Raw genomic sequence first — 17,809 nt, forward strand, 5'->3', positions numbered from 1 at the left:
TCGCGTTACGGGGTAATGGCGATACTCGCCGACAGCCCGGCGACCAGCTCAACCCCTGCCGGTAGCCTGTCTATATGGATACGTACCGGCACCCGCTGCGCAAGCCGCACCCAGCTGAAGGTCGGGTTTACCTCCGGTAGACCCAGCCCGCCGGTGTCATCATTACTGTCGCCGATGCCGTGTCCGATACTCTCAACGTGGCCGACGATGGTCGCTTCAAATCCCATCAGCGCGATCTGCGCGCTGTTGCCCACCCGAATATGGCGCAGCTTCGTCTCCTCAAAATAGCCCACTACCCAGAAACTCTGCGCATCGATAACGGCAACGGTGGTCACTCCGGCGGTGGCGTAATCGCCGGGACGCAGCCTGAGATGGGTGACGTAGCCGGCGACCGGCGCCCGAACCGTGGCATGAGCCAGGTTGAGCTGCGCCAGCTCCAGCGCCGCCAGCGCGCCGTGATAGTTCGCCGCCGCGACGTTCGCCGCGCTGCCCGTTTGCTGTAAATCCTCCTGCGAAATCACGCTGCTGAGCTGCGCGCGCCTGCGGGCTGCGCCCTGACGCATGGACATCTCATGGCGCCGGGCTTCAACTTCGGCCTCGGCGCTGGCTACCGCCAGCTTCAGCCAGTGCGGATCGATGGTATAGAGCACATCGCCCCGATTGACCCACTGATTATCCCTCACCGCCACGCCGTTCACCGGCCCGGAAACATCCGGCGCAATCCGCACCACATCCGCGCGAACCCGGCCATCCCGGGTCCAGGGCCTCTGGGCATAATGCTTCCACATCATGAAAGCCAGAATGGATGCCGCCGCGACCGCAATAAGCGTCAGCGCGTAGCGGCTCAGTAGAGACAAAAATGACTTCATGCTAATAACCCCAGCGCGTTCAGTCCCTGCAGCAGCAGGAAAAAGGTGAAAATATAGGTCGAAAGCCCAATCAGTGGACGACAGGGCAAACTGCGGTATAGCCTGCTGAAAGCGGAAAACGCCACCAGCAGCAGCGTGCACAGCAGGGCCACCAGTGCGACCACCAGCAGGCCGGGAACGAAGACTCCGCCAAAATTAACGTCATTCATCATCGGATAGCTTCCTGTTTTGTTCGCTCAGGGCACAGTGCAGATCGACAAGCTCGTCCGTCAGCCGACGCGATAGGCCATCCGTCGCCGGCGCATAGCGCTCCGCTATGGCCAGGATCCGCTGGCGTAAAACGGAGGCCTCTTCCCCACGGGCCAGCCGGGAAAATAGCGCGTTAATCTCTTTCGCCGCCTCGCTCCCCATCTGAAGACGCAGGCGGCGTAACCGCATCGCGCAGAGCCCCACGCGCAGATGGTGCAGCATGTGGTTGAGCGCCTGCCCCGACGATTGCCGGCTTCGCGGCAGGCGCGGCAGCAGGAGCGCCGTGCGGTCAATCATCAGATTCGTCCACTGCGCCTCATCCGGCGCAAACGTCCCCTTCAGGCTGCGCCTGACGTCGCGGCGGCAAATGCGCAGCAGGCGATTGATGGCAGAGTCTGCCTGCACCGTTTGCAGCACGCGCATGCTCGCCACGGCAAAACCGGTGGCGGCAAACAGGGCGATGGCCGTGTTGATCGCCACCGCGAAGTCGCCGCTGTAGTGAGGGCCCAGCTCGCATAAAATAGGCAGCGTCAGCGTAATCCCCATGGCCATAAACGTGGTGGGCGGCCGCGCCTGCAGCGATCCGGCCAGCAAATAGACCGGGGCCAGCGCCGCAACCATCACGCTGAAATCGGTAATCTGGGGCAGGAGCACGAAGCTGTAGAGCAGGCTGGCCGCCACGCCGTAGGCCGAGCCGACGATATACTTAACGATATGGGGCGCCGGAGTATCGAAACTGCCAAACAGCGTGCAGCAGACTCCGAGAATGGAAACCGCCGTGCCGCCATCGGGCCAGGCAGAGTAAATCCAGACCGCGCAGCCGCTCGCTATTATCGTGAAAGCACCCAGCGCGGTACGCGCGGCCGACAGGCCGTCGCGGTGGAAAACGTAGCCCGTTACCGCCCTGCTTTCGGCGGCTATTTGCCCGGGCTGCGCATGGCGGATGGCGTCAGCGAGCCGCTCGCACTGCTGCAGCAGGATGATTGCCTGCTGAAGGTGACGGGCCAGGCTCAGCTGCTGATACCGGGCAAACGTCTGCGCATCGGCCGCGAGCCGCGCCGTTAGGCGCGCGCTGCGTTCTGCCAGAGCGTCTCCCGCTATTTTCCGCTGCCCCGCCGCCTCGCAGGCCAGCCATGTTTTGACATCCTCCAGCAGCCGCTGCAGATCGCCCGGAATGGCGCCGTTCATCTGCAGGCGATCGCGTAATTCGCAGCTGACCACCAGCAGCTGCGCCAGCCGGTCATGGATCGCTTTTCTGCCGTTGCGGGCAAATCCCGGGATCGCAAAGTCATAGGGGAGATGGTGATTGACGCCCTGCAGGAACTGTAGCGCCAGCGCCAGCTGCAGGCTACCCGCGGCCTCATCGGGTTTACCCGTAAGCGCGTGGGCGAGGGTCTGGCGCACGGCGCGCAGCGTATCCGCAACCTTGCTGTTAAACAGTCCGGATAGCCGCTTTGGCAAAACGTACCTGTGGACCAGGGCTGCACAGAAGATGCCGATGGCAATCTCCTGGACCCGGGTGATGGCGACATCAAAAATGGCGCCGGGATCGAGTACCGCAGGAAAGCCGATCAGGCTGGCGGTGTAGCCGGCTAACAGATAGGCATAGGCGCGGGGCGTGCGCTCAAGCAGCGACAGGTAAAGACAGAAGGTAATCCAGCCGGCGAGCACCGCGCTGCAGACCAGCGGCGTATTGACAAAGGCCGGCACGATCAGCACGGTCGCCCCGGCGCCGGCTATCGTACCGATCAGGCGATAGACGCACCGGCTCAGCGATGCACCAACCGACGTTTGCGACACAATGTAGACGGTAATAATGGCCCAGGAGGGTCTTTCCAGGCCGATAGATAAGGCGAGGTAATAGGCCAGCATCGCGGCCGCAAAACTTCTTGCGGAATAGAGCAGAGCATCGGCATCGCTCAGGAGGCCTGATGAGGAGAGTAGCGCTCCCGCACGACGGAAGAACACGCTTTTAGCCCGCAGCAGGCGGGAGGGACAATCGTTTATTTGGCTCATGCCGGCAATTATTACCGGGTTGCGCATCTCATTAAATACTATATTCTGTCAAAAAATACCTAAATACTGCCAATACGATGCCGTCCCAATACGCCACCACATTCTTTGACCCGGACGCCGCAGGATCGCCAGCGGTCGCCCGGCAGCTTGATTTCGTTGATTACGCCGCGGAAGTGCCGGTCCACACCCACCGTAAGGGGCAGCTGATTATCGCGCTTTACGGCGCCGTTATCTGTCGCGCGGAGAACAACCTGTGGATCGTCCCACCCGACTGCGCCGTGTGGATCCCCGGCGGCGTCCCTCATAGCGCTAAAGCCACGTGGAACGCGCATCTCAACTATTTATTCATTGAGCCCGGCGCCGCGGCGCTGCCGGAACGCTGCTGTACCCTGGCGGTATCCGGGCTGATCAAAGAGCTGGTCGAGCGCTTAACCCGCGAGGAGGTCGGCTATTCGGCAGACAGCCACGCCGCCAGGCTGACCCGAGTAACGCTCGATGAGCTGGCCGCCATGCCGCAGCAGAACTTCAGCCTGCCGGTCTCGGCGAATGCCAAAATACGCGCCATGGCCGATGCGCTGGTGAGTCATCCGGAGGATCGCAGCACGCTGCAGGCATGGGCGAAGCGCCTGGCGCTCAGCGAGCGCTCGCTGGCGCGGCTGATGCAGCGCGAGACGGGTCTGACCTTCGGGCGCTGGCGCCAGCAGCTGCACCTGATTATTGCGCTACGGGAGCTGGCCAGCGGCACCTCCGTGCAGAACGTCGCGGCTCAATTGGGCTATGAGTCCGTGAATGCCTTCATCACCATGTTCAGAAAAATGATGGGCAGCACCCCGGCGCACTATTTCGCCGAGCGTAAAACCGCGGCTTCCTGACCGCGCAGACGAATGAACGTGCGCTCACGGCGATATTTTAACCACCGCATTTGGGGCGGAAATTCCGCTCCTTGCTCGCTCAGCGCCCGGCTAAAAATAGGTTCAGCAATCTGCGGAATTAACGGCGGACGCTATCGTCTTTAATACAGTGCCCGTCATTGCAGCTCAGCGCATCGGCGGTGGCGACAGGATGTTTGGTGTTATCGCCGGTGACGGCAGCGGCGGCAACGGGGTGGTCGGACTTAGCCACAATGGTGGTGCGGGCGACGGGATGATTAGCAAAGGCAGGAAGCGCAACGGTAGCGAAGGCCAGGGCCAGAATGATTTTTTTCATCGTATTATCTCTATTAAGCTGGCCTGATATTATCAGCGCCGGACGTTGTTGAAACTTATTGCTAAAAAATATCTTATTGTTATTTTCAGAGCAGAACAACCGCATTGATAAAGTTTATTTTTACACATCACCGCAGCGCTAAAATTATTTAAAATTAAACAAAATAGGCATTATTAAGGCATGAGGATAAATAACAGCCGCACCATCTTAATATAAACACGTACTTCTCTGCTTGATTCTCTTTTTTCAGATGACGTATGCTCGCGTACCGACCCCGGTGAACGCCCGACGGTGAACGCTGGTTGAGGATATCCGCATCGGGAACACGGCCCGTGTTGTGACGACATGACGACAAGATCGCGGCCCTGCTAACACTGAAGATATTTTTTCTGGCATATTTATGTGCTATGGGTATTTCGCCGCACCAACAACGAAGATAGCCATCGGCAACCCCGTTTATCTTATTGATTTGAGGAGTATCATGAACAATGTCATTCTCAGCATAATCGCGAAAATCTCTTCTATGGACGCGGAAAGCAAACAGCTTGCTGCTCAGGTTGAAGCTCAGTCATTACTTATCAGCGCCTTAATGCTGGCCATCGGCAAGGAAGGCGGCGTCTCAGAACTGGTTGGCAGCGTTTCTAAGGCGATAAATTCCGTTCTCGAATCTTCCGAAGAGGTTCTGAAAACGGACGCTGAGCTTCTGTTGACAAAATTCCAGGAGCAAATCGCGCTGACGCAGCTGATCAGCACGCATGCCGATGAGATAAACCCGGAAGCGACGGGCGGTTCTTCCCCCTCTTCCGATCCGCGCCCTGATTGAGCTGGCAAGCCAATAGCTGAGCAATAAAAACAATGAGGGCGGCCTGAAGACCGCCCCGTTGATTAAAACGACATGGTTACGCCGGCGTAATAAGCGCGCCCCGGTTCGTTATAGGTTGAAGCCCCCGCGTTCTCACGGTAGATCTGCTTATCAAACAGGTTGTTGATACCCGCATTGGCGCGCAGATTTTTGGTGATATCATAGTTAACGTTCAGGCCAACGATGGAATAAGGGCTAATTTCACGTTGTGAAAGACCGTTATTGTTTTCCAGGGACGTTTCCGCATACTGGCGTGGTTTCTGGCGGCCATATTGCGTCCAGTTAACGTTCGCGCTCAGATCTTCAGTGGCCTGCCATTCCAGCTGGGAGTTGATGGTAAATTCCGGGATCACCGACAGCGGATTGCCGGTCTTCTTGCTTTCAGAACGGAACATGTAGGTGGCGTTAGAGCGCCACTCCAGCGTATCGGCAATCAGAGGAATGGTCAGGTTGCCTTCGAGCCCTTCAACGATGGCTTTACCGCCGTTTTCCCACTGCAGCACGTTATAGGTACCGTTGCTGTAAATAGCCGAAGTGCCGGACACGATTTTATTTTTGTAGTCATTACGGAAGTAGGTAATGCCAGCGGCGTAGCCGGCATGACTGAATTCAATCCCCACCTCTTTGTTCACGCTAATTTCAGGATCGAGATTATCGTTACCCAGTAAATAACATTGACTGAGGCCAATCGGGCAACCGTTGCCGCGCGTAGAAAGCAGGTAGCCCGGCGTTGACTGATAAAGATTTGGCGCTTTGAACGCGCGGGCAATACCGGCTTTCATGGTGAAATATTCCCCCAGCCCCTGCGAAATATTCAGGCTTGGGCTCCAGTTAGCGCCGAAATTATCGTGATAGTCAAAGCGCAGCCCCGGAATCACCTCGGTGCTGTCGGTCGCAGCAATATTATCCTCGAAATAGAGGGAGCTAATCGTGGCCGAGTTTTCACTGCTGCGCTGGGAAGGATCGCCTGAGCTCCCCGGTAAATAGAAGTCAGTGCTCGACGACTGCATAGAGGCGGGATCGTTGAGCTCATCTCGGTTCCACTCCGCGCCCAGGGTCACCGTTTGATCGACCAGCAGCTGCAGCGGGAAGCTGACCTCCCCACCCGCCCGATAGCTTTCCAGCCGGCTGGTCGAATAGACATCGCTGTTGATCATCCCTTCCGTACTGCCGCCGGTGCCCTCTTTTAAGCGGGTGTTATTGGTCTTTTCATAGTTAAAGTTAAGCCTGGACGTCCCCCAGTCCCAAATACCGTTGTGAGTGATGCCATAGTTTTGACGGTATAAACGGTTGGTTTCATCGCCATAAAGCGACTCGACTAAGCCACCAGCGCTGCTATTACTGTTGCTGTTTTGCGTATCGCCCGCGTAGATATTGCCCTGACGGCTATAGCCATAGGAGAAATCAACGATCTGGGCCGGGGTAATTTTCCACGAGAGCACGCCGCTGATATCTTTATTACGCACGCCTTCGCGACCCGCAGCATAGGAACCGTTTTGTGCAGTATTGATGTCATAGGCATCGGCATCGGTGCGGTTGATATTGCCATACAGACGCATCGTTAGCGCGTCACCCGCCAGCGGGCCGCTGAGGTTGAAGTTAGCGCGTCGGGTGTCACCTTCTTTGCTGCTTTCCGGCTGATTGGTGAAGAGAGACAGCGAGCCATGCCAGTCATTGGTGGGGCGTTTAGTAATAATATTGACCACGCCGCCCGCAGCGCCAGAACCATAGCGGGCCGCTGCCGGGCCGCGAATCACCTCAATACGTTCCACCATTTCCGCCGGCACCCAGTTGGTATCGCCGCGAGAGTCGCGTTCGCCGCGCCAGCTGTAGCGCACGGAGTTACGAGAGCTCACCGGCACGCCGTCAATCAGCACCAGGGTGTTTTCCGGGCCCATGCCACGGATGTCGATTTGCCGATTGTTACCGCGGCTGCCGCTGGCGCCATTGCCGGTCAGGTTCACGCCCGGCATTTTGCGAATGATGTCGGCAAGATCGTTAACAGGAGGGCTTTTTTGAATATCTTCTTCGGTGATGATCGATACGCCGGGCTGCTGTTTCAGCCCCTGCTCGGCGGTGACGAGCATCGTTTCATCGTCAGCCAATTTCTCCGTGGCTTCTTGCGCAAAAACGGGTGAGCTGAGCAGGCCGGCCAAAAACAGCGCAATTGGGCGCTTTTTATCTAAAGTTACATTCACTTAAATAATCCCCAGAAGAGTTAATATCTGTAAGTAAATGATTATGATAATGAGAGTGATTCTCATTGTACACATGCCGCAATAGCTCCTCCTTTTTTTCTACATTATTTGATGGCGTTGCGGTTTATATGTAAATAAACGTAAGTCGGCCGCCGGACTAAAAAAAGAACCCCGTATCGGAAAATACTCAATCACAGCACATTAATTAATGTTCTTAAAAATCATAGTAATGAAAACTGTAATAACGCCCTGTAATTATCTGGTTTTTCCCGATGGCAGCGGCGTTGCGCCAAAAACAGCTGCCGTGAATGCCCGAAAATTGAGGAGAAACTGTGCAGAAGGTCATACAAAGCTTTACATTGAGCACCATTATTTCGCCAATACTGGCCCTTCATCAACGCCCGACGCTGGCCCGCCCGATTGCGCCATAATACCCTGCGGATGAATGAGTTAAATCTAATGCTGTGACCCTGACCTGACCAATGTGCTGCAGTCACAATCAGACGTTGGCGCCGAGGACCGCCCGTTCGAATAACCGTCCACGATTCTGGATACAAGGATCAATATTAATTTTGAATTAAGTACAAACTGAAGAGGAATTCCGGGTCGGGCTACAGAGAGGATCGTGCGGAATTATTAGTGCCTGGTTTCAAGCACCAAAATTGCCAGCCGATGACTGATTTCAACATATGCCATGTAGTGGCTTCGAGGGCGTCGGAGGATGATTTAAGGTTTAAAAATCACTCATCCGCTGACCGCTTCAGTTTATCGCCCAGGCTGCCTGATTAATCCACAATGCAGGCGAGGGCCAGGTAACTGAATTATTTAATATAAGAGTCTAAAACTTTTAGCACTACGTCTAAATCACCCTCACGTTTTGCTTCACTATCTTCATGAACAATGTGTTCGCTCAGATGACCTTTAATAACCTCACGCATCAAGCCATTGACCGCTCCGCGAATGGCGGCAATTTGCTGCAGTACGGCAGCGCATTCATGAGGTTCATCGAGCATCTTTTTTAGCGCAACGACCTGTCCCTGGATTTTACTCGCCCGGGCCTTAAGTTTCTGTTTATCACGAATAGTGTGGGACATGCCGCCCTCTTAAAAGCTGTAAATTATTAGAGATTATATCATTGCCGTTCTACTGGGGGGTAGTATTTGGTACTGGGGGGGAGTAGAATTCCTGTCACGTATTCTACGATGTCGATCATCCTCATGTTTGAATTCACAACGCTTTTGCAGCAGGGCAACGCCTGGATCTTCATCCCCAGCGCGATCCTTCTCGGCGCCATGCACGGACTGGAGCCCGGTCACTCAAAAACGATGATGGCGGCTTTTATCATCGCTATCCGCGGAACGGTGAAGCAGGCCGTGATGCTGGGTCTTGCCGCCACGCTTTCGCATACGGTAATAGTCTGGATGATTGCGGCAGGCGGCATGTATATAAGCCGCAAATTTACCGCTGAATCGGCCGAACCCTGGTTTCAGCTAATTTCTGCCGTCATCATTCTGGGCACTGCGGCCTGGATGTTCTGGCGTACCTGGCGCGGTGAGCGCCTGTGGCAACGGGAGCAGCAAGAAGAGCATACGCACGGCCATCATCATGCCGAAACGCGGATTATTGATACCGGCCACGGTAGAGTCGAACTCTCTATTTTTGCAGAAGGACGGCTAGCGCACTGGCGTTTGCGTACCCTGAGCGGGCGCAGCTGGCAGGCACGGGATGTGTCACTGGTGACAAACCGGGGGCAAGGCACTTTCGCGCAGGTTTTCGATTTTGTCGACATGGACGGTTTCATGGAGTCCACAAAGACTATCCCTGAACCGCACAGCTTTGATGTTCGTCTGACGCTGGGCCATCGCGGCCATGTTCATGACTACGACCTGACATTCCATGAGCACCATCACGATCGTTCGGCGCTGGCAGGAGTAGATGCATCATCAAAGGAGTACCAGGATGCGCATGAAAAAGCGCACGCCAACGACATTGCAAAACGTTTTGCCAACCGGAATGTGACCACGGGTCAGATAATCCTCTTTGGTCTGACGGGCGGACTGATCCCGTGCCCGGCGGCCATCACAGTGCTTCTGCTTTGCATCCAGGTGAAAGAATTTTCGCTCGGTGCGGCGCTGGTTTTATGCTTCAGCGTCGGTCTGGCGATCACCCTGGTCACGGTCGGTGCTGCTGCGGCATACAGCGTGCGGCAGGCGACAAAGCGCTGGAGTGGCCTCGATACGCTGGCGCGACGTGCGCCCTATTTTTCCTGCGTGTTGATTGCTGTGGTGGGGATTTATATGGGTTATCACGGCTGGAGCGGCGTCATGCAGTAACGCGCTGAAGACTCTCTCCAGCCCCGCTTTGCAATTCGACCTGAGTATGTGCTTGCTGAGGTCGAATATTCCGTCTAATTTCCATTGAGCGCTAAAGCTCCACCTTCAGGCATAAAGTTGCCATCTGAACAGCTACCATCAACGTCCAGCTTAAATTAGGGATAAGCATAAATGCGTATGCGTTTTACAATGGTGTATTTTCAACTGTATGATGTTAACCGGAAAAAGAAGTCAACCGTCAGGAAACACTATGCCAGATTTTTCTTTGATATTTTTTGGTGCGATAATATTAAGCCTGCTGATTTACGTGATCATAAACTTAATAAAGTCGCCGAATAAAAAAGACTCCATTTTAAATATTTTAACCTGGTTGGCTCTTGCTTTCTCTATTGCCTATATCTCTTACTCAGAGAATGCTATCCAGGCTTTCGTGTATTTATTATCAATCTCATTCATTGCCTTATTCTCTATAGCATTTTTAAATATAGCGATAGACTCTGTGTTAGTTAGCACATGCATATCAAGAGCTTTAAAAAAATTACACGCTCAGGAGGAACTTGATCTTACTGATATATTCAAGCTAAAACGATCCATCTTCTATTCAATTAAAACATGGTACATCGTTTATTCAACAGCCAATGGATTTACTCTCATTGGCATAAATAAATTCAAAGAAAAGCCGCATGCGGATAAGAAATTTAACTTAAAAGCTTTAAGCGGTGAAAATTATTGCGCTGAATCAATAAACCCTTTCCGGGAGGAGGATATAGGGAAAGTCGCTATCATTTGTCCGCTGAAAGAATTTTATGATTCCGGCGAGGAAAACAGAAAAATAGTTCATGCCTATTTATTAAAACTAAAAAATGAAAAGTTTTAGTTATTTTTCTTCTGTAGTCACTATTGATAATTTCTCGATTAGAAAATGTAGGCAATCAGACGCCGGTGTGAACCAGAAAGCCCTGGTCCGCCGCCGGGATTCGACCTTCAACAACCTGGATTATTGTGCCTGAATAACTTCTGTCTCAGCCGGCGGTTTCGCTGTCGAAACCTTATCGCCGGGCAGGTGCTGAAGGTTATAGCGGGGTTTTGACAGCCTGTCTTAATAAAGCTTAGATATCCATGCGAAAGCTAATCATAAAAAACGGGAGCTCAATGGCTCCCGTTTTTGTCTAACCCAGAGGCTGGATTACATGTTCGCGATGATCGCGTCGCCAAACTCGCTACATTTCAGCAGTTTAGCGCCTTCCATCAGACGTTCAAAGTCATAGGTCACGGTCTTAGCGGCGATTGCGCCTTCGGTGCCTTTAACGATCAGGTCTGCGGCTTCGAACCACTGCAGGTGGCGCAGCATCATCTCAGCGGACAGGATAATAGAACCTGGGTTCACTTTGTCCTGACCTGCGTATTTCGGTGCAGTACCGTGGGTCGCTTCGAACAGCGCACACTCGTCGCCGATGTTCGCGCCCGGTGCAATACCGATACCGCCAACCTGCGCCGCCAGGGCGTCAGAGATGTAGTCGCCGTTCAGGTTCATACAGGCAATAACGTCATACTCGGCCGGACGCAGCAGGATCTGCTGCAGGAAGGCATCAGCGATAACGTCTTTGATGATGATCTCTTTACCGGTGTTCGGGTTTTTAACCTTCTGCCACGGGCCGCCGTCAATCAGTTCACCGCCGAATTCTTCGCGAATCAGCTCGTAGCCCCAGTCTTTAAAGGCGCCTTCGGTGAACTTCATGATGTTGCCTTTGTGTACCAGCGTCAGCGAATCACGGTCGTTGGTGATCGCATATTCGATAGCAGCACGAACCAGGCGTTTGGTGCCTTCTTCGGAGCACGGCTTGATGCCGATGCCGCAATGTTCCGGGAAGCGAATTTTCTTCACGCCCATCTCATCACGCAGGAATTTGATGACTTTTTCGGCTTCAGCGGAGTCTGCTTTCCATTCGATGCCCGCATAGATATCTTCTGAGTTTTCACGGAAGATAACCATATCGGTCAGTTCAGGATGTTTAACCGGGCTCGGCGTACCCTGGTAGTAGCGTACCGGGCGCAGGCAGACGTACAGGTCCAGCTCCTGGCGCAGGGCAACGTTCAGAGAACGAATACCGCCGCCAACTGGCGTCGTCAGAGGGCCTTTGATAGCAACACGATAGTCACGAATCAGATCAAGAGTTTCGGCAGGCAGCCAGACGTCCTGGCCATAAACCTGGGTCGATTTTTCGCCGGTGTAAACTTCCATCCAGGAAATTTTACGCTCGCCTTTATAGGCTTTCTCAACGGCGGCATCCACCACTTTCAGCATCGCTGGGGTCACATCAACACCGATACCATCACCCTCGATAAACGGGATAATCGGGTTGTTAGGGACGTTCAGTTTGCCATCTTTCAGGGTGATTTTTTGACCTTCCGCCGGAACTACTACTTTGCTTTCCATTAACCTCTCCTTCGAGCGCTTCTGGTTCTGCTCTTCCTTTTCACACTAACCGAGCGTTGGCTTTATCCGCCCACTCCGCTACCGGGTGATCCCGCTAACCGGAGATTCGCGTCCGTGCCGCCTTCTAGTAGCGCGAATCAGTTTGAGCAATATTTTTGTTAAAAAATTGTGATGAGCATGTCAATACTACCTGAATGTTTGCATCCATGAAAGGCATTCGTAATTAGGCTATAATGCGGCAATTGACGGGGCCTGAAAATACCATGCAGAAAACTTCATTTAGAAAACATCGCGTTGAGCGATTCAGCTCACAACAAGTCACCAGACAACGTAAAGAACGCCAACCAACCAGCGTGATCTTGTTCAATAAACCCTATGATGTGTTGCCGCAGTTTACCGACGAAGCCGGACGCAGCACGCTAAAAGATTTTATTCCGCACGCCAATGTCTACGCGGCGGGCCGTCTTGACCGCGATAGCGAAGGGCTGCTGGTGTTAACCAACGACGGTGCGCTCCAGGCGCGGCTCACCCAGCCGGGCAAGCGCACCGGTAAAATTTACTACGTCCAGGTGGAAGGCGAACCGACGCCAGAAGCGCTGGCCGCGCTGCGTGACGGTGTCACCCTTAACGACGGCCCCACCCTGCCCGCCGAAATTGAGCGCGTCGCGCAGCCCGAATGGCTGTGGCCGCGCAATCCTCCCATCCGTGAACGCAAGGCGATCCCCACCAGCTGGCTGCAAATCACCCTCTATGAAGGCCGCAACCGTCAGGTACGCCGCATGACCGCGCTCGTGGGCTACCCCACGCTGCGCCTGATTCGCTACGCGATGGGCGGCTATACTCTCGACGGTCTGGACAACGGCCAGTGGCGTCAGGTCGAATAATCATCCCAGGAGTGGAATATGTTTAAACCGCACGTCACCGTAGCCTGCATCGTGCACGCTAAAGATAAGTTTTTAGTGGTAGAAGAGACCATCAACGGCAAAGCGCTGTGGAACCAGCCGGCCGGTCATCTCGAGGCGGATGAAACCCTGGTGCAGGCGGCCGAACGCGAGCTGTGGGAAGAGACCGGGATCCGCGCTACTCCCCAGCACTTTATCCGCATGCATCAGTGGATCGCCCCGGACCGCACGCCGTTTCTGCGCTTTCTGTTCGCCATCGAGCTTGACGAACCCTGCGCTACCGAACCGCACGACGACGATATCGACCGCTGCCTGTGGCTAAGCGCCGAGGAGATACTCCACGCGCCCAACCTGCGCTCTCAGCTGGTGGCAGAAAGTATCCGCAGCTACCAGGGCGATCCGCGCCACCCGCTGTCGCTGATCGGCGCCTTTAACTGGCCGTTTTAACACGCAAAACCGGAGCCGGCGCTGGCGGGAGGCGGCGGCACTTTTGGCGCGCACGCGCGCTATCCCCGCGGAGATAAGGCCGGTCAACGCAGCGGCACGCAAAGTATGCCCCCTTGAGGGGGTGCCTGAGCCGCGACTGCGTGCTAGAATATGCCGCCTTGAAGTTCAATGTGGTGAGTATTCCAATGTCAGAAAATCCAAAAAAAGTGATCGTCGGCATGTCCGGCGGCGTCGACTCCTCGGTTTCCGCCTGGCTGCTGATCCAGCAAGGCTACAAGGTCGAAGGCCTGTTCATGAAGAACTGGGAAGAAGACGATGGTGAGGAATACTGTACAGCCGCCGCCGATCTCGCTGACGCGCAGGCCGTCTGCGATAAGCTCGGCATTGAGCTTCACACCGTCAACTTTGCCGCCGAATACTGGGACAACGTGTTTGAACTGTTCCTGGCTGAATATAAAGCCGGACGCACGCCGAACCCGGATATTCTGTGCAACAAAGAGATCAAATTTAAAGCCTTCCTCGAGTTCGCGGCAGAAGATCTTGGCGCCGACTATATCGCCACCGGCCACTACGTGCGCCGCGCCGACGTTAACGGCAAAAGCCAGCTGCTGCGCGGGCTCGACGGTAACAAAGACCAGAGCTACTTCCTCTACACCCTCGGCCACGAACAGATCGCCCAGAGCCTGTTCCCGGTCGGCGAGCTGGAAAAGCCGCAGGTACGTAAAATCGCCGAAGAGCTGGACCTCATCACCGCGAAGAAAAAAGACTCTACCGGCATCTGCTTTATCGGCGAACGCAAGTTCCGCGAATTCCTTGGCCGCTACCTGCCCGCCCAGCCGGGTAAAATCCTCACCGTGGACGGCGAGGAGATCGGCGAGCATCAGGGGCTGATGTACCATACCCTCGGTCAGCGTAAGGGCCTCGGCATCGGCGGCACCAAAGAGGGCAGCGAAGATCCGTGGTACGTCGTCGATAAAGACGTCGAGAATAATATTCTGGTGGTCGCTCAGGGTCACGATCACCCGCGCCTGATGTCGGTGGGGCTGATTGCCCAGCAGCTGCACTGGGTCGATCGCCAGCCGGTGCAAGGCACCCTGCGCTGCACGGTGAAAACCCGCTACCGCCAGACCGATATCCCCTGCACCGTGAAGGCGCTGGACGACGAGCGCATCGAAGTCATCTTTGATGAGCCGGTTGCGGCGGTGACGCCGGGCCAGTCGGCGGTCTTCTACAGCGGTGAAGTGTGCCTCGGCGGCGGCGTTATCGAACAGCGCCTGCCGCTGCAGGCCTGACAGACAGTTTTTACCGCCGATAGCTGAATCCGCTACCGGCGGCTTACAAGGAGCACGTGTGGCGAAGAATTACTATGACATCACGCTGGCGCTGGCTGGCGTTTGCCAGGCAGCCCGTCTGGTTCAGCAGCTGGCGCACCAGGGGCATTGCGATAGCGACGCCCTGCACGTCTCGCTGAACAGCATCATCGACCTCAACCCGGATTCAACCCTGGCGGTGTTCGGTGGCAGTGAAGCCAATCTTCGCCTCGGGCTTGAAACCCTGCTCGGCGTCCTCAACACCGGCAGCCGTCAGGGGCTGAACGCCGAACTGACCCGCTACACCTTAAGCATGATGGTGCTTGAACGTAAGCTTGCGGCAGGCAAAGGCGCCATGGATACCCTTGGCAACCGCATCGCCGGCCTGCACCGCCAGCTGGAACATTTCGATCTGCAGTCTGAAACCCTGCTCAGCGCCATGGCGGGCATCTACGTAGACGTTATCAGCCCGCTGGGACCGCGCATCCAGGTCACCGGTTCTCCCGCCGTGCTGCAAAGCCCGCAGGTGCAGGCGAAGGTTCGCGCCTCGCTGCTGGCCGGCATCCGCGCGGCGGTGCTGTGGAACCAGGTTGGCGGCGGACGTCTGCAGCTCATGTTTTCTCGTAATCGTCTGGTTAACCAGGCAAAACAAATTCTTGCTCATTTAACCCCGGAGTTATGATCTATGGAATTATCCTCACTGACCGCCGTTTCCCCTGTCGATGGACGCTACGGCGATAAAGTCAGCGCGCTGCGCGGTATCTTCAGCGAATTCGGTTTGCTGAAGTTCCGTGTTCAGGTAGAAGTACGCTGGCTGCAAAAACTAGCCGCGCACGCAGCGATCAAGGAAGTTCCTGCTTTTGCTGCTGACGCAATCGGTTTCCTTGATAAAATCGTTGCTGATTTCAGCGTAGAAGATGCGCAGCGTATCAAAACCATCGAGCGCACCACTAACCACGACGTGAAGGCGGTAGAGTATTTCCTCAAGGAAAAAGTGGCCGACATTGCCGAGCTGCACGCGGTTTCCGAATTTATTCACTTCGCCTGCACCTCCGAGGACATCAACAACCTGTCCCACGCGCTGATGCTGAAAACCGCCCGCGACGAAGTGATCCTGCCCTACTGGCGCCAGATGATTGACGCGGTAAAAAATCTCGCCACGCAGTACCGCGACGTGCCGCTGCTCTCCCGTACTCACGGCCAGCCGGCGACGCCGTCCACCATGGGTAAAGAGATGGCTAACGTCGCTTACCGCATGGAGCGTCAGTACCGTCAGCTGAACCAGGTCGAGATCCTCGGCAAAATTAACGGCGCGGTCGGCAACTATAACGCCCACATCGTCGCCTATCCGGAAGTGGACTGGCACCAGTTCAGCGAAGAGTTTGTCACCTCCCTGGGTATTCAGTGGAACCCGTACACCACGCAGATCGAGCCGCACGACTATATCGCCGAGCTATTCGACTGCATGGCGCGCTTCAACACCATCCTGATCGATTTCGATCGCGACGTGTGGGGCTACATCGCGCTCAACCACTTCAAGCAGAAAACCATCGCCGGTGAAATCGGCTCTTCCACCATGCCGCACAAGGTCAACCCTATCGACTTCGAAAACTCCGAAGGCAACCTGGGCCTGGCTAACGCCATGATGCAGCACCTGGCAAGCAAGCTGCCGGTCTCCCGCTGGCAGCGCGACCTGACCGACTCCACCGTCCTGCGTAACCTCGGCGTCGGTATCGGCTACTCCCTGATCGCCTATCAATCCACTCTGAAAGGCATCAGCAAGCTGGAGCTGAACGGCGATCGCCTGCTCGACGAGCTGGATCACAACTGGGAAGTTCTGGCCGAGCCGATTCAGACCGTGATGCGCCGCTACGGGATCGAGAAGCCGTACGAAAAGCTGAAAGAGCTGACCCGCGGTAAGCGCGTGGACGCCGAAGGCATGCAGCAGTTCATCGACAGTCTGCCGCTGCCGGAAGACGAAAAAGTGCGCCTCAAGGCCATGACGCCGGCCAACTATATCGGCCGCGCGACCACCATGGTTGACGAGCTGAAGTAAGCCCCGCTACCCTCTTCCCGCAGGGGAAGAGGGTTTTGCCACCTCGCGCGCCAGCGCCAAAAAAGCGGTCAGTCCGGCAGACGGATTGCGCCGACCGGGATAGTAAAGACACAGCCCCGGAAACGGCGGCGTCCAGTCCGACAGCAGCCGAACCAGCCGCCCGGCGGCAATGTCATCCATCACGTTTTGCTGCAGAAAAAAACCGATCCCGACGTTTTCAAGCACCGCAGCGCGGGCCAGAGAGGCCTCGTCCAGCGTTAGCGGGCCATCGATCTGCGGATGGACCACCTCCCCCTGCTTTTCCAGATGCCAGCGATAAAGAGAGCCGTCCGGCAGCCGCACGCGAATGCACGGATGATTTTGCAGGTCCGCCGGCTCGCGCGGCGCCTCGCGGTTGGCCAAATAGCCCGGGGAGGCGACCACCGCATAGCGCTGCGGCTGGCCGAGGGAGAGGGCGATCATGTCATTGGGTATCAAATGGGCGACGCGGACTCCGATATCAAAACCCTCGGCGACGATATCTATCAGCCGCCCCTCCGTCACCAGATCGACGTGCATCTCCGGATAGCGCCGCAGAAACTCCAGCACCAGCGGAGTCAGAATCGCGCGCCCGGCAAACGGCGGCGCGTTTATCCGCAGCACGCCCGACGGGGTCTTCCGCCGCGAACGCACCTCCGTCAGCGCGTCGTGAACGCCCTGCAGCGAAGGGCCCATGCGCGCGATGAACAGCTGCCCGGCATCGGTCAACGCCACGCTGCGCGAGGTGCGATTAAATAGCCGCACGCCGAGGCTGGCCTCAAACTTGGCAACGGCATGGCTCAGCGCGGTAGTGGACACCCCGAGTTCAATGGCCGCCGCCCGAAACGTTCCCCGGCGAGCAATCGCCATCACAGCATCTAAATCAGTGAGCGCAATACGCGACAT

General features: G+C 55.8%; 17 protein-coding genes. 9 read left to right on the forward strand and 8 right to left on the reverse strand.

What is annotated here, in order from left to right:
• Nucleotides 1-5: 5 nt before the first annotated feature.
• Genes M2416_RS01540 through M2416_RS01550 form a run of 3 tightly spaced genes read right to left on the reverse strand, consistent with a single transcriptional unit; the run spans nt 6 to nt 3,134 of the window.
• Nucleotides 6-869: an efflux RND transporter periplasmic adaptor subunit gene (locus M2416_RS01540; RefSeq protein WP_259221754.1), complete on the reverse strand. Its 864-nt coding sequence runs from the start codon at nt 867-869 to the stop codon at nt 6-8.
• The gene (locus tag M2416_RS01545) at nt 866-1,081 is read right to left on the reverse strand and encodes a DUF1656 domain-containing protein (RefSeq protein ID WP_259221755.1); all 216 of its coding nucleotides are present in this window, start codon (nt 1,079-1,081) and stop codon (nt 866-868) included. Before M2416_RS01545 ends, M2416_RS01540 begins: the two co-directional genes overlap by 4 nt.
• A complete protein-coding gene (locus M2416_RS01550) occupies nt 1,071-3,134 on the reverse strand; it encodes an FUSC family protein (protein ID WP_259221757.1) in 2,064 nt (687 codons plus the stop codon). Before M2416_RS01550 ends, M2416_RS01545 begins: the two co-directional genes overlap by 11 nt.
• A 77-nt stretch (nt 3,135-3,211) precedes the next feature.
• On the opposite strand from M2416_RS01550, the gene M2416_RS01555 reads away from it, so the two are divergent.
• Nucleotides 3,212-4,006: an AraC family transcriptional regulator gene (locus M2416_RS01555; RefSeq protein ID WP_259221758.1), complete on the forward strand. Its 795-nt coding sequence runs from the start codon at nt 3,212-3,214 to the stop codon at nt 4,004-4,006.
• A gap of 118 nt (nt 4,007-4,124) precedes the next feature.
• Here M2416_RS01555 and M2416_RS01560 read toward each other — a convergent pair whose 3' ends face one another.
• Nucleotides 4,125-4,340: a hypothetical protein gene (locus M2416_RS01560; protein ID WP_139339379.1), complete on the reverse strand. Its 216-nt coding sequence runs from the start codon at nt 4,338-4,340 to the stop codon at nt 4,125-4,127.
• Between the two features lie 481 nt (nt 4,341-4,821).
• Between M2416_RS01560 and iraP the strand changes: the two genes are divergently transcribed.
• On the forward strand, nt 4,822-5,163 hold the full coding sequence (gene iraP, locus M2416_RS01565; RefSeq protein ID WP_076945240.1) for an anti-adapter protein IraP: 342 nt from the start codon (nt 4,822-4,824) through the stop codon (nt 5,161-5,163).
• A gap of 62 nt (nt 5,164-5,225) precedes the next feature.
• Here iraP and M2416_RS01570 read toward each other — a convergent pair whose 3' ends face one another.
• A complete protein-coding gene (locus M2416_RS01570; RefSeq protein WP_076945239.1) occupies nt 5,226-7,400 on the reverse strand; it encodes a TonB-dependent siderophore receptor in 2,175 nt (724 codons plus the stop codon).
• 821 nt (nt 7,401-8,221) lie between these two features.
• Nucleotides 8,222-8,494, reverse strand: a complete 273-nt coding sequence (gene rcnR / locus M2416_RS01575) for a Ni(II)/Co(II)-binding transcriptional repressor RcnR (protein ID WP_045854885.1) — start codon at nt 8,492-8,494, stop codon at nt 8,222-8,224.
• A 123-nt stretch (nt 8,495-8,617) separates the two neighbouring features.
• Between rcnR and M2416_RS01580 the strand changes: the two genes are divergently transcribed.
• Together M2416_RS01580 and M2416_RS01585 are read left to right on the forward strand one after the other, a co-directional pair.
• Nucleotides 8,618-9,733: a nickel/cobalt efflux protein RcnA gene (locus tag M2416_RS01580; RefSeq protein ID WP_076945496.1), complete on the forward strand. Its 1,116-nt coding sequence runs from the start codon at nt 8,618-8,620 to the stop codon at nt 9,731-9,733.
• Nucleotides 9,734-9,983: 250 nt separating this feature from the next.
• Entirely contained in the window at nt 9,984-10,610 is a 627-nt protein-coding gene (locus M2416_RS01585; protein WP_259221760.1) for a hypothetical protein, read from the forward strand.
• A gap of 309 nt (nt 10,611-10,919) precedes the next feature.
• Here M2416_RS01585 and icd read toward each other — a convergent pair whose 3' ends face one another.
• Nucleotides 10,920-12,170, reverse strand: a complete 1,251-nt coding sequence (gene icd, locus M2416_RS01590; protein WP_041145017.1) for an NADP-dependent isocitrate dehydrogenase — start codon at nt 12,168-12,170, stop codon at nt 10,920-10,922.
• 233 nt (nt 12,171-12,403) lie between these two features.
• Here icd and rluE point away from each other — a divergent pair, with 233 nt between their 5' ends.
• The 5 genes from rluE (at nt 12,404) to purB (ending at nt 16,885) form a co-directional block, all read left to right on the forward strand.
• Entirely contained in the window at nt 12,404-13,054 is a 651-nt protein-coding gene (rluE, locus tag M2416_RS01595; RefSeq protein ID WP_259221761.1) for a 23S rRNA pseudouridine(2457) synthase RluE, read from the forward strand.
• A gap of 18 nt (nt 13,055-13,072) precedes the next feature.
• Nucleotides 13,073-13,519 carry an NUDIX hydrolase gene (locus M2416_RS01600; RefSeq protein WP_259221763.1) on the forward strand — a complete coding sequence of 149 codons (447 nt, stop codon included), beginning with the start codon at nt 13,073-13,075 and terminating at the stop codon, nt 13,517-13,519.
• 185 nt (nt 13,520-13,704) lie between these two features.
• Nucleotides 13,705-14,811, forward strand: coding sequence for a tRNA 2-thiouridine(34) synthase MnmA (gene mnmA, locus M2416_RS01605; protein WP_139339378.1), 1,107 nt, complete (start codon nt 13,705-13,707; stop codon nt 14,809-14,811).
• Nucleotides 14,812-14,869: 58 nt separating this feature from the next.
• On the forward strand, nt 14,870-15,511 hold the full coding sequence (gene hflD, locus M2416_RS01610) for a high frequency lysogenization protein HflD (RefSeq protein ID WP_041145013.1): 642 nt from the start codon (nt 14,870-14,872) through the stop codon (nt 15,509-15,511).
• 3 nt (nt 15,512-15,514) lie between these two features.
• Entirely contained in the window at nt 15,515-16,885 is a 1,371-nt protein-coding gene (purB, locus tag M2416_RS01615; RefSeq protein WP_076945235.1) for an adenylosuccinate lyase, read from the forward strand.
• Between the two features lie 6 nt (nt 16,886-16,891).
• Here purB and M2416_RS01620 read toward each other — a convergent pair whose 3' ends face one another.
• Entirely contained in the window at nt 16,892-17,809 is a 918-nt protein-coding gene (locus M2416_RS01620) for a LysR family transcriptional regulator (RefSeq protein WP_259221765.1), read from the reverse strand.

The organism is Klebsiella sp. BIGb0132, assembly GCF_024810075.1.
Taxonomy (GTDB): domain Bacteria; phylum Pseudomonadota; class Gammaproteobacteria; order Enterobacterales; family Enterobacteriaceae; genus Klebsiella; species Klebsiella terrigena.

Coding starts and splice junctions, on each gene's coding strand:
- purB (WP_076945235.1), top strand. CDS start 15,515: ATGGAATTATCCTCACTGACCGCCGTTTCCCCTGTCGATGGACGCTAC.
- rluE (WP_259221761.1), top strand. CDS start 12,404: ATGCGGCAATTGACGGGGCCTGAAAATACCATGCAGAAAACTTCATTT.
- M2416_RS01555 (WP_259221758.1), top strand. CDS start 3,212: ATGCCGTCCCAATACGCCACCACATTCTTTGACCCGGACGCCGCAGGA.
- M2416_RS01585 (WP_259221760.1), top strand. CDS start 9,984: ATGCCAGATTTTTCTTTGATATTTTTTGGTGCGATAATATTAAGCCTG.
- M2416_RS01550 (WP_259221757.1), bottom strand. CDS start 3,134: ATGAGCCAAATAAACGATTGTCCCTCCCGCCTGCTGCGGGCTAAAAGC.
- M2416_RS01600 (WP_259221763.1), top strand. CDS start 13,073: ATGTTTAAACCGCACGTCACCGTAGCCTGCATCGTGCACGCTAAAGAT.
- iraP (WP_076945240.1), top strand. CDS start 4,822: ATGAACAATGTCATTCTCAGCATAATCGCGAAAATCTCTTCTATGGAC.
- M2416_RS01560 (WP_139339379.1), bottom strand. CDS start 4,340: ATGAAAAAAATCATTCTGGCCCTGGCCTTCGCTACCGTTGCGCTTCCT.
- M2416_RS01545 (WP_259221755.1), bottom strand. CDS start 1,081: ATGATGAATGACGTTAATTTTGGCGGAGTCTTCGTTCCCGGCCTGCTG.
- rcnR (WP_045854885.1), bottom strand. CDS start 8,494: ATGTCCCACACTATTCGTGATAAACAGAAACTTAAGGCCCGGGCGAGT.
- mnmA (WP_139339378.1), top strand. CDS start 13,705: ATGTCAGAAAATCCAAAAAAAGTGATCGTCGGCATGTCCGGCGGCGTC.
- M2416_RS01540 (WP_259221754.1), bottom strand. CDS start 869: ATGAAGTCATTTTTGTCTCTACTGAGCCGCTACGCGCTGACGCTTATT.
- M2416_RS01620 (WP_259221765.1), bottom strand. CDS start 17,809: ATGTCGCGTATTGCGCTCACTGATTTAGATGCTGTGATGGCGATTGCT.
- icd (WP_041145017.1), bottom strand. CDS start 12,170: ATGGAAAGCAAAGTAGTAGTTCCGGCGGAAGGTCAAAAAATCACCCTG.
- M2416_RS01580 (WP_076945496.1), top strand. CDS start 8,618: ATGTTTGAATTCACAACGCTTTTGCAGCAGGGCAACGCCTGGATCTTC.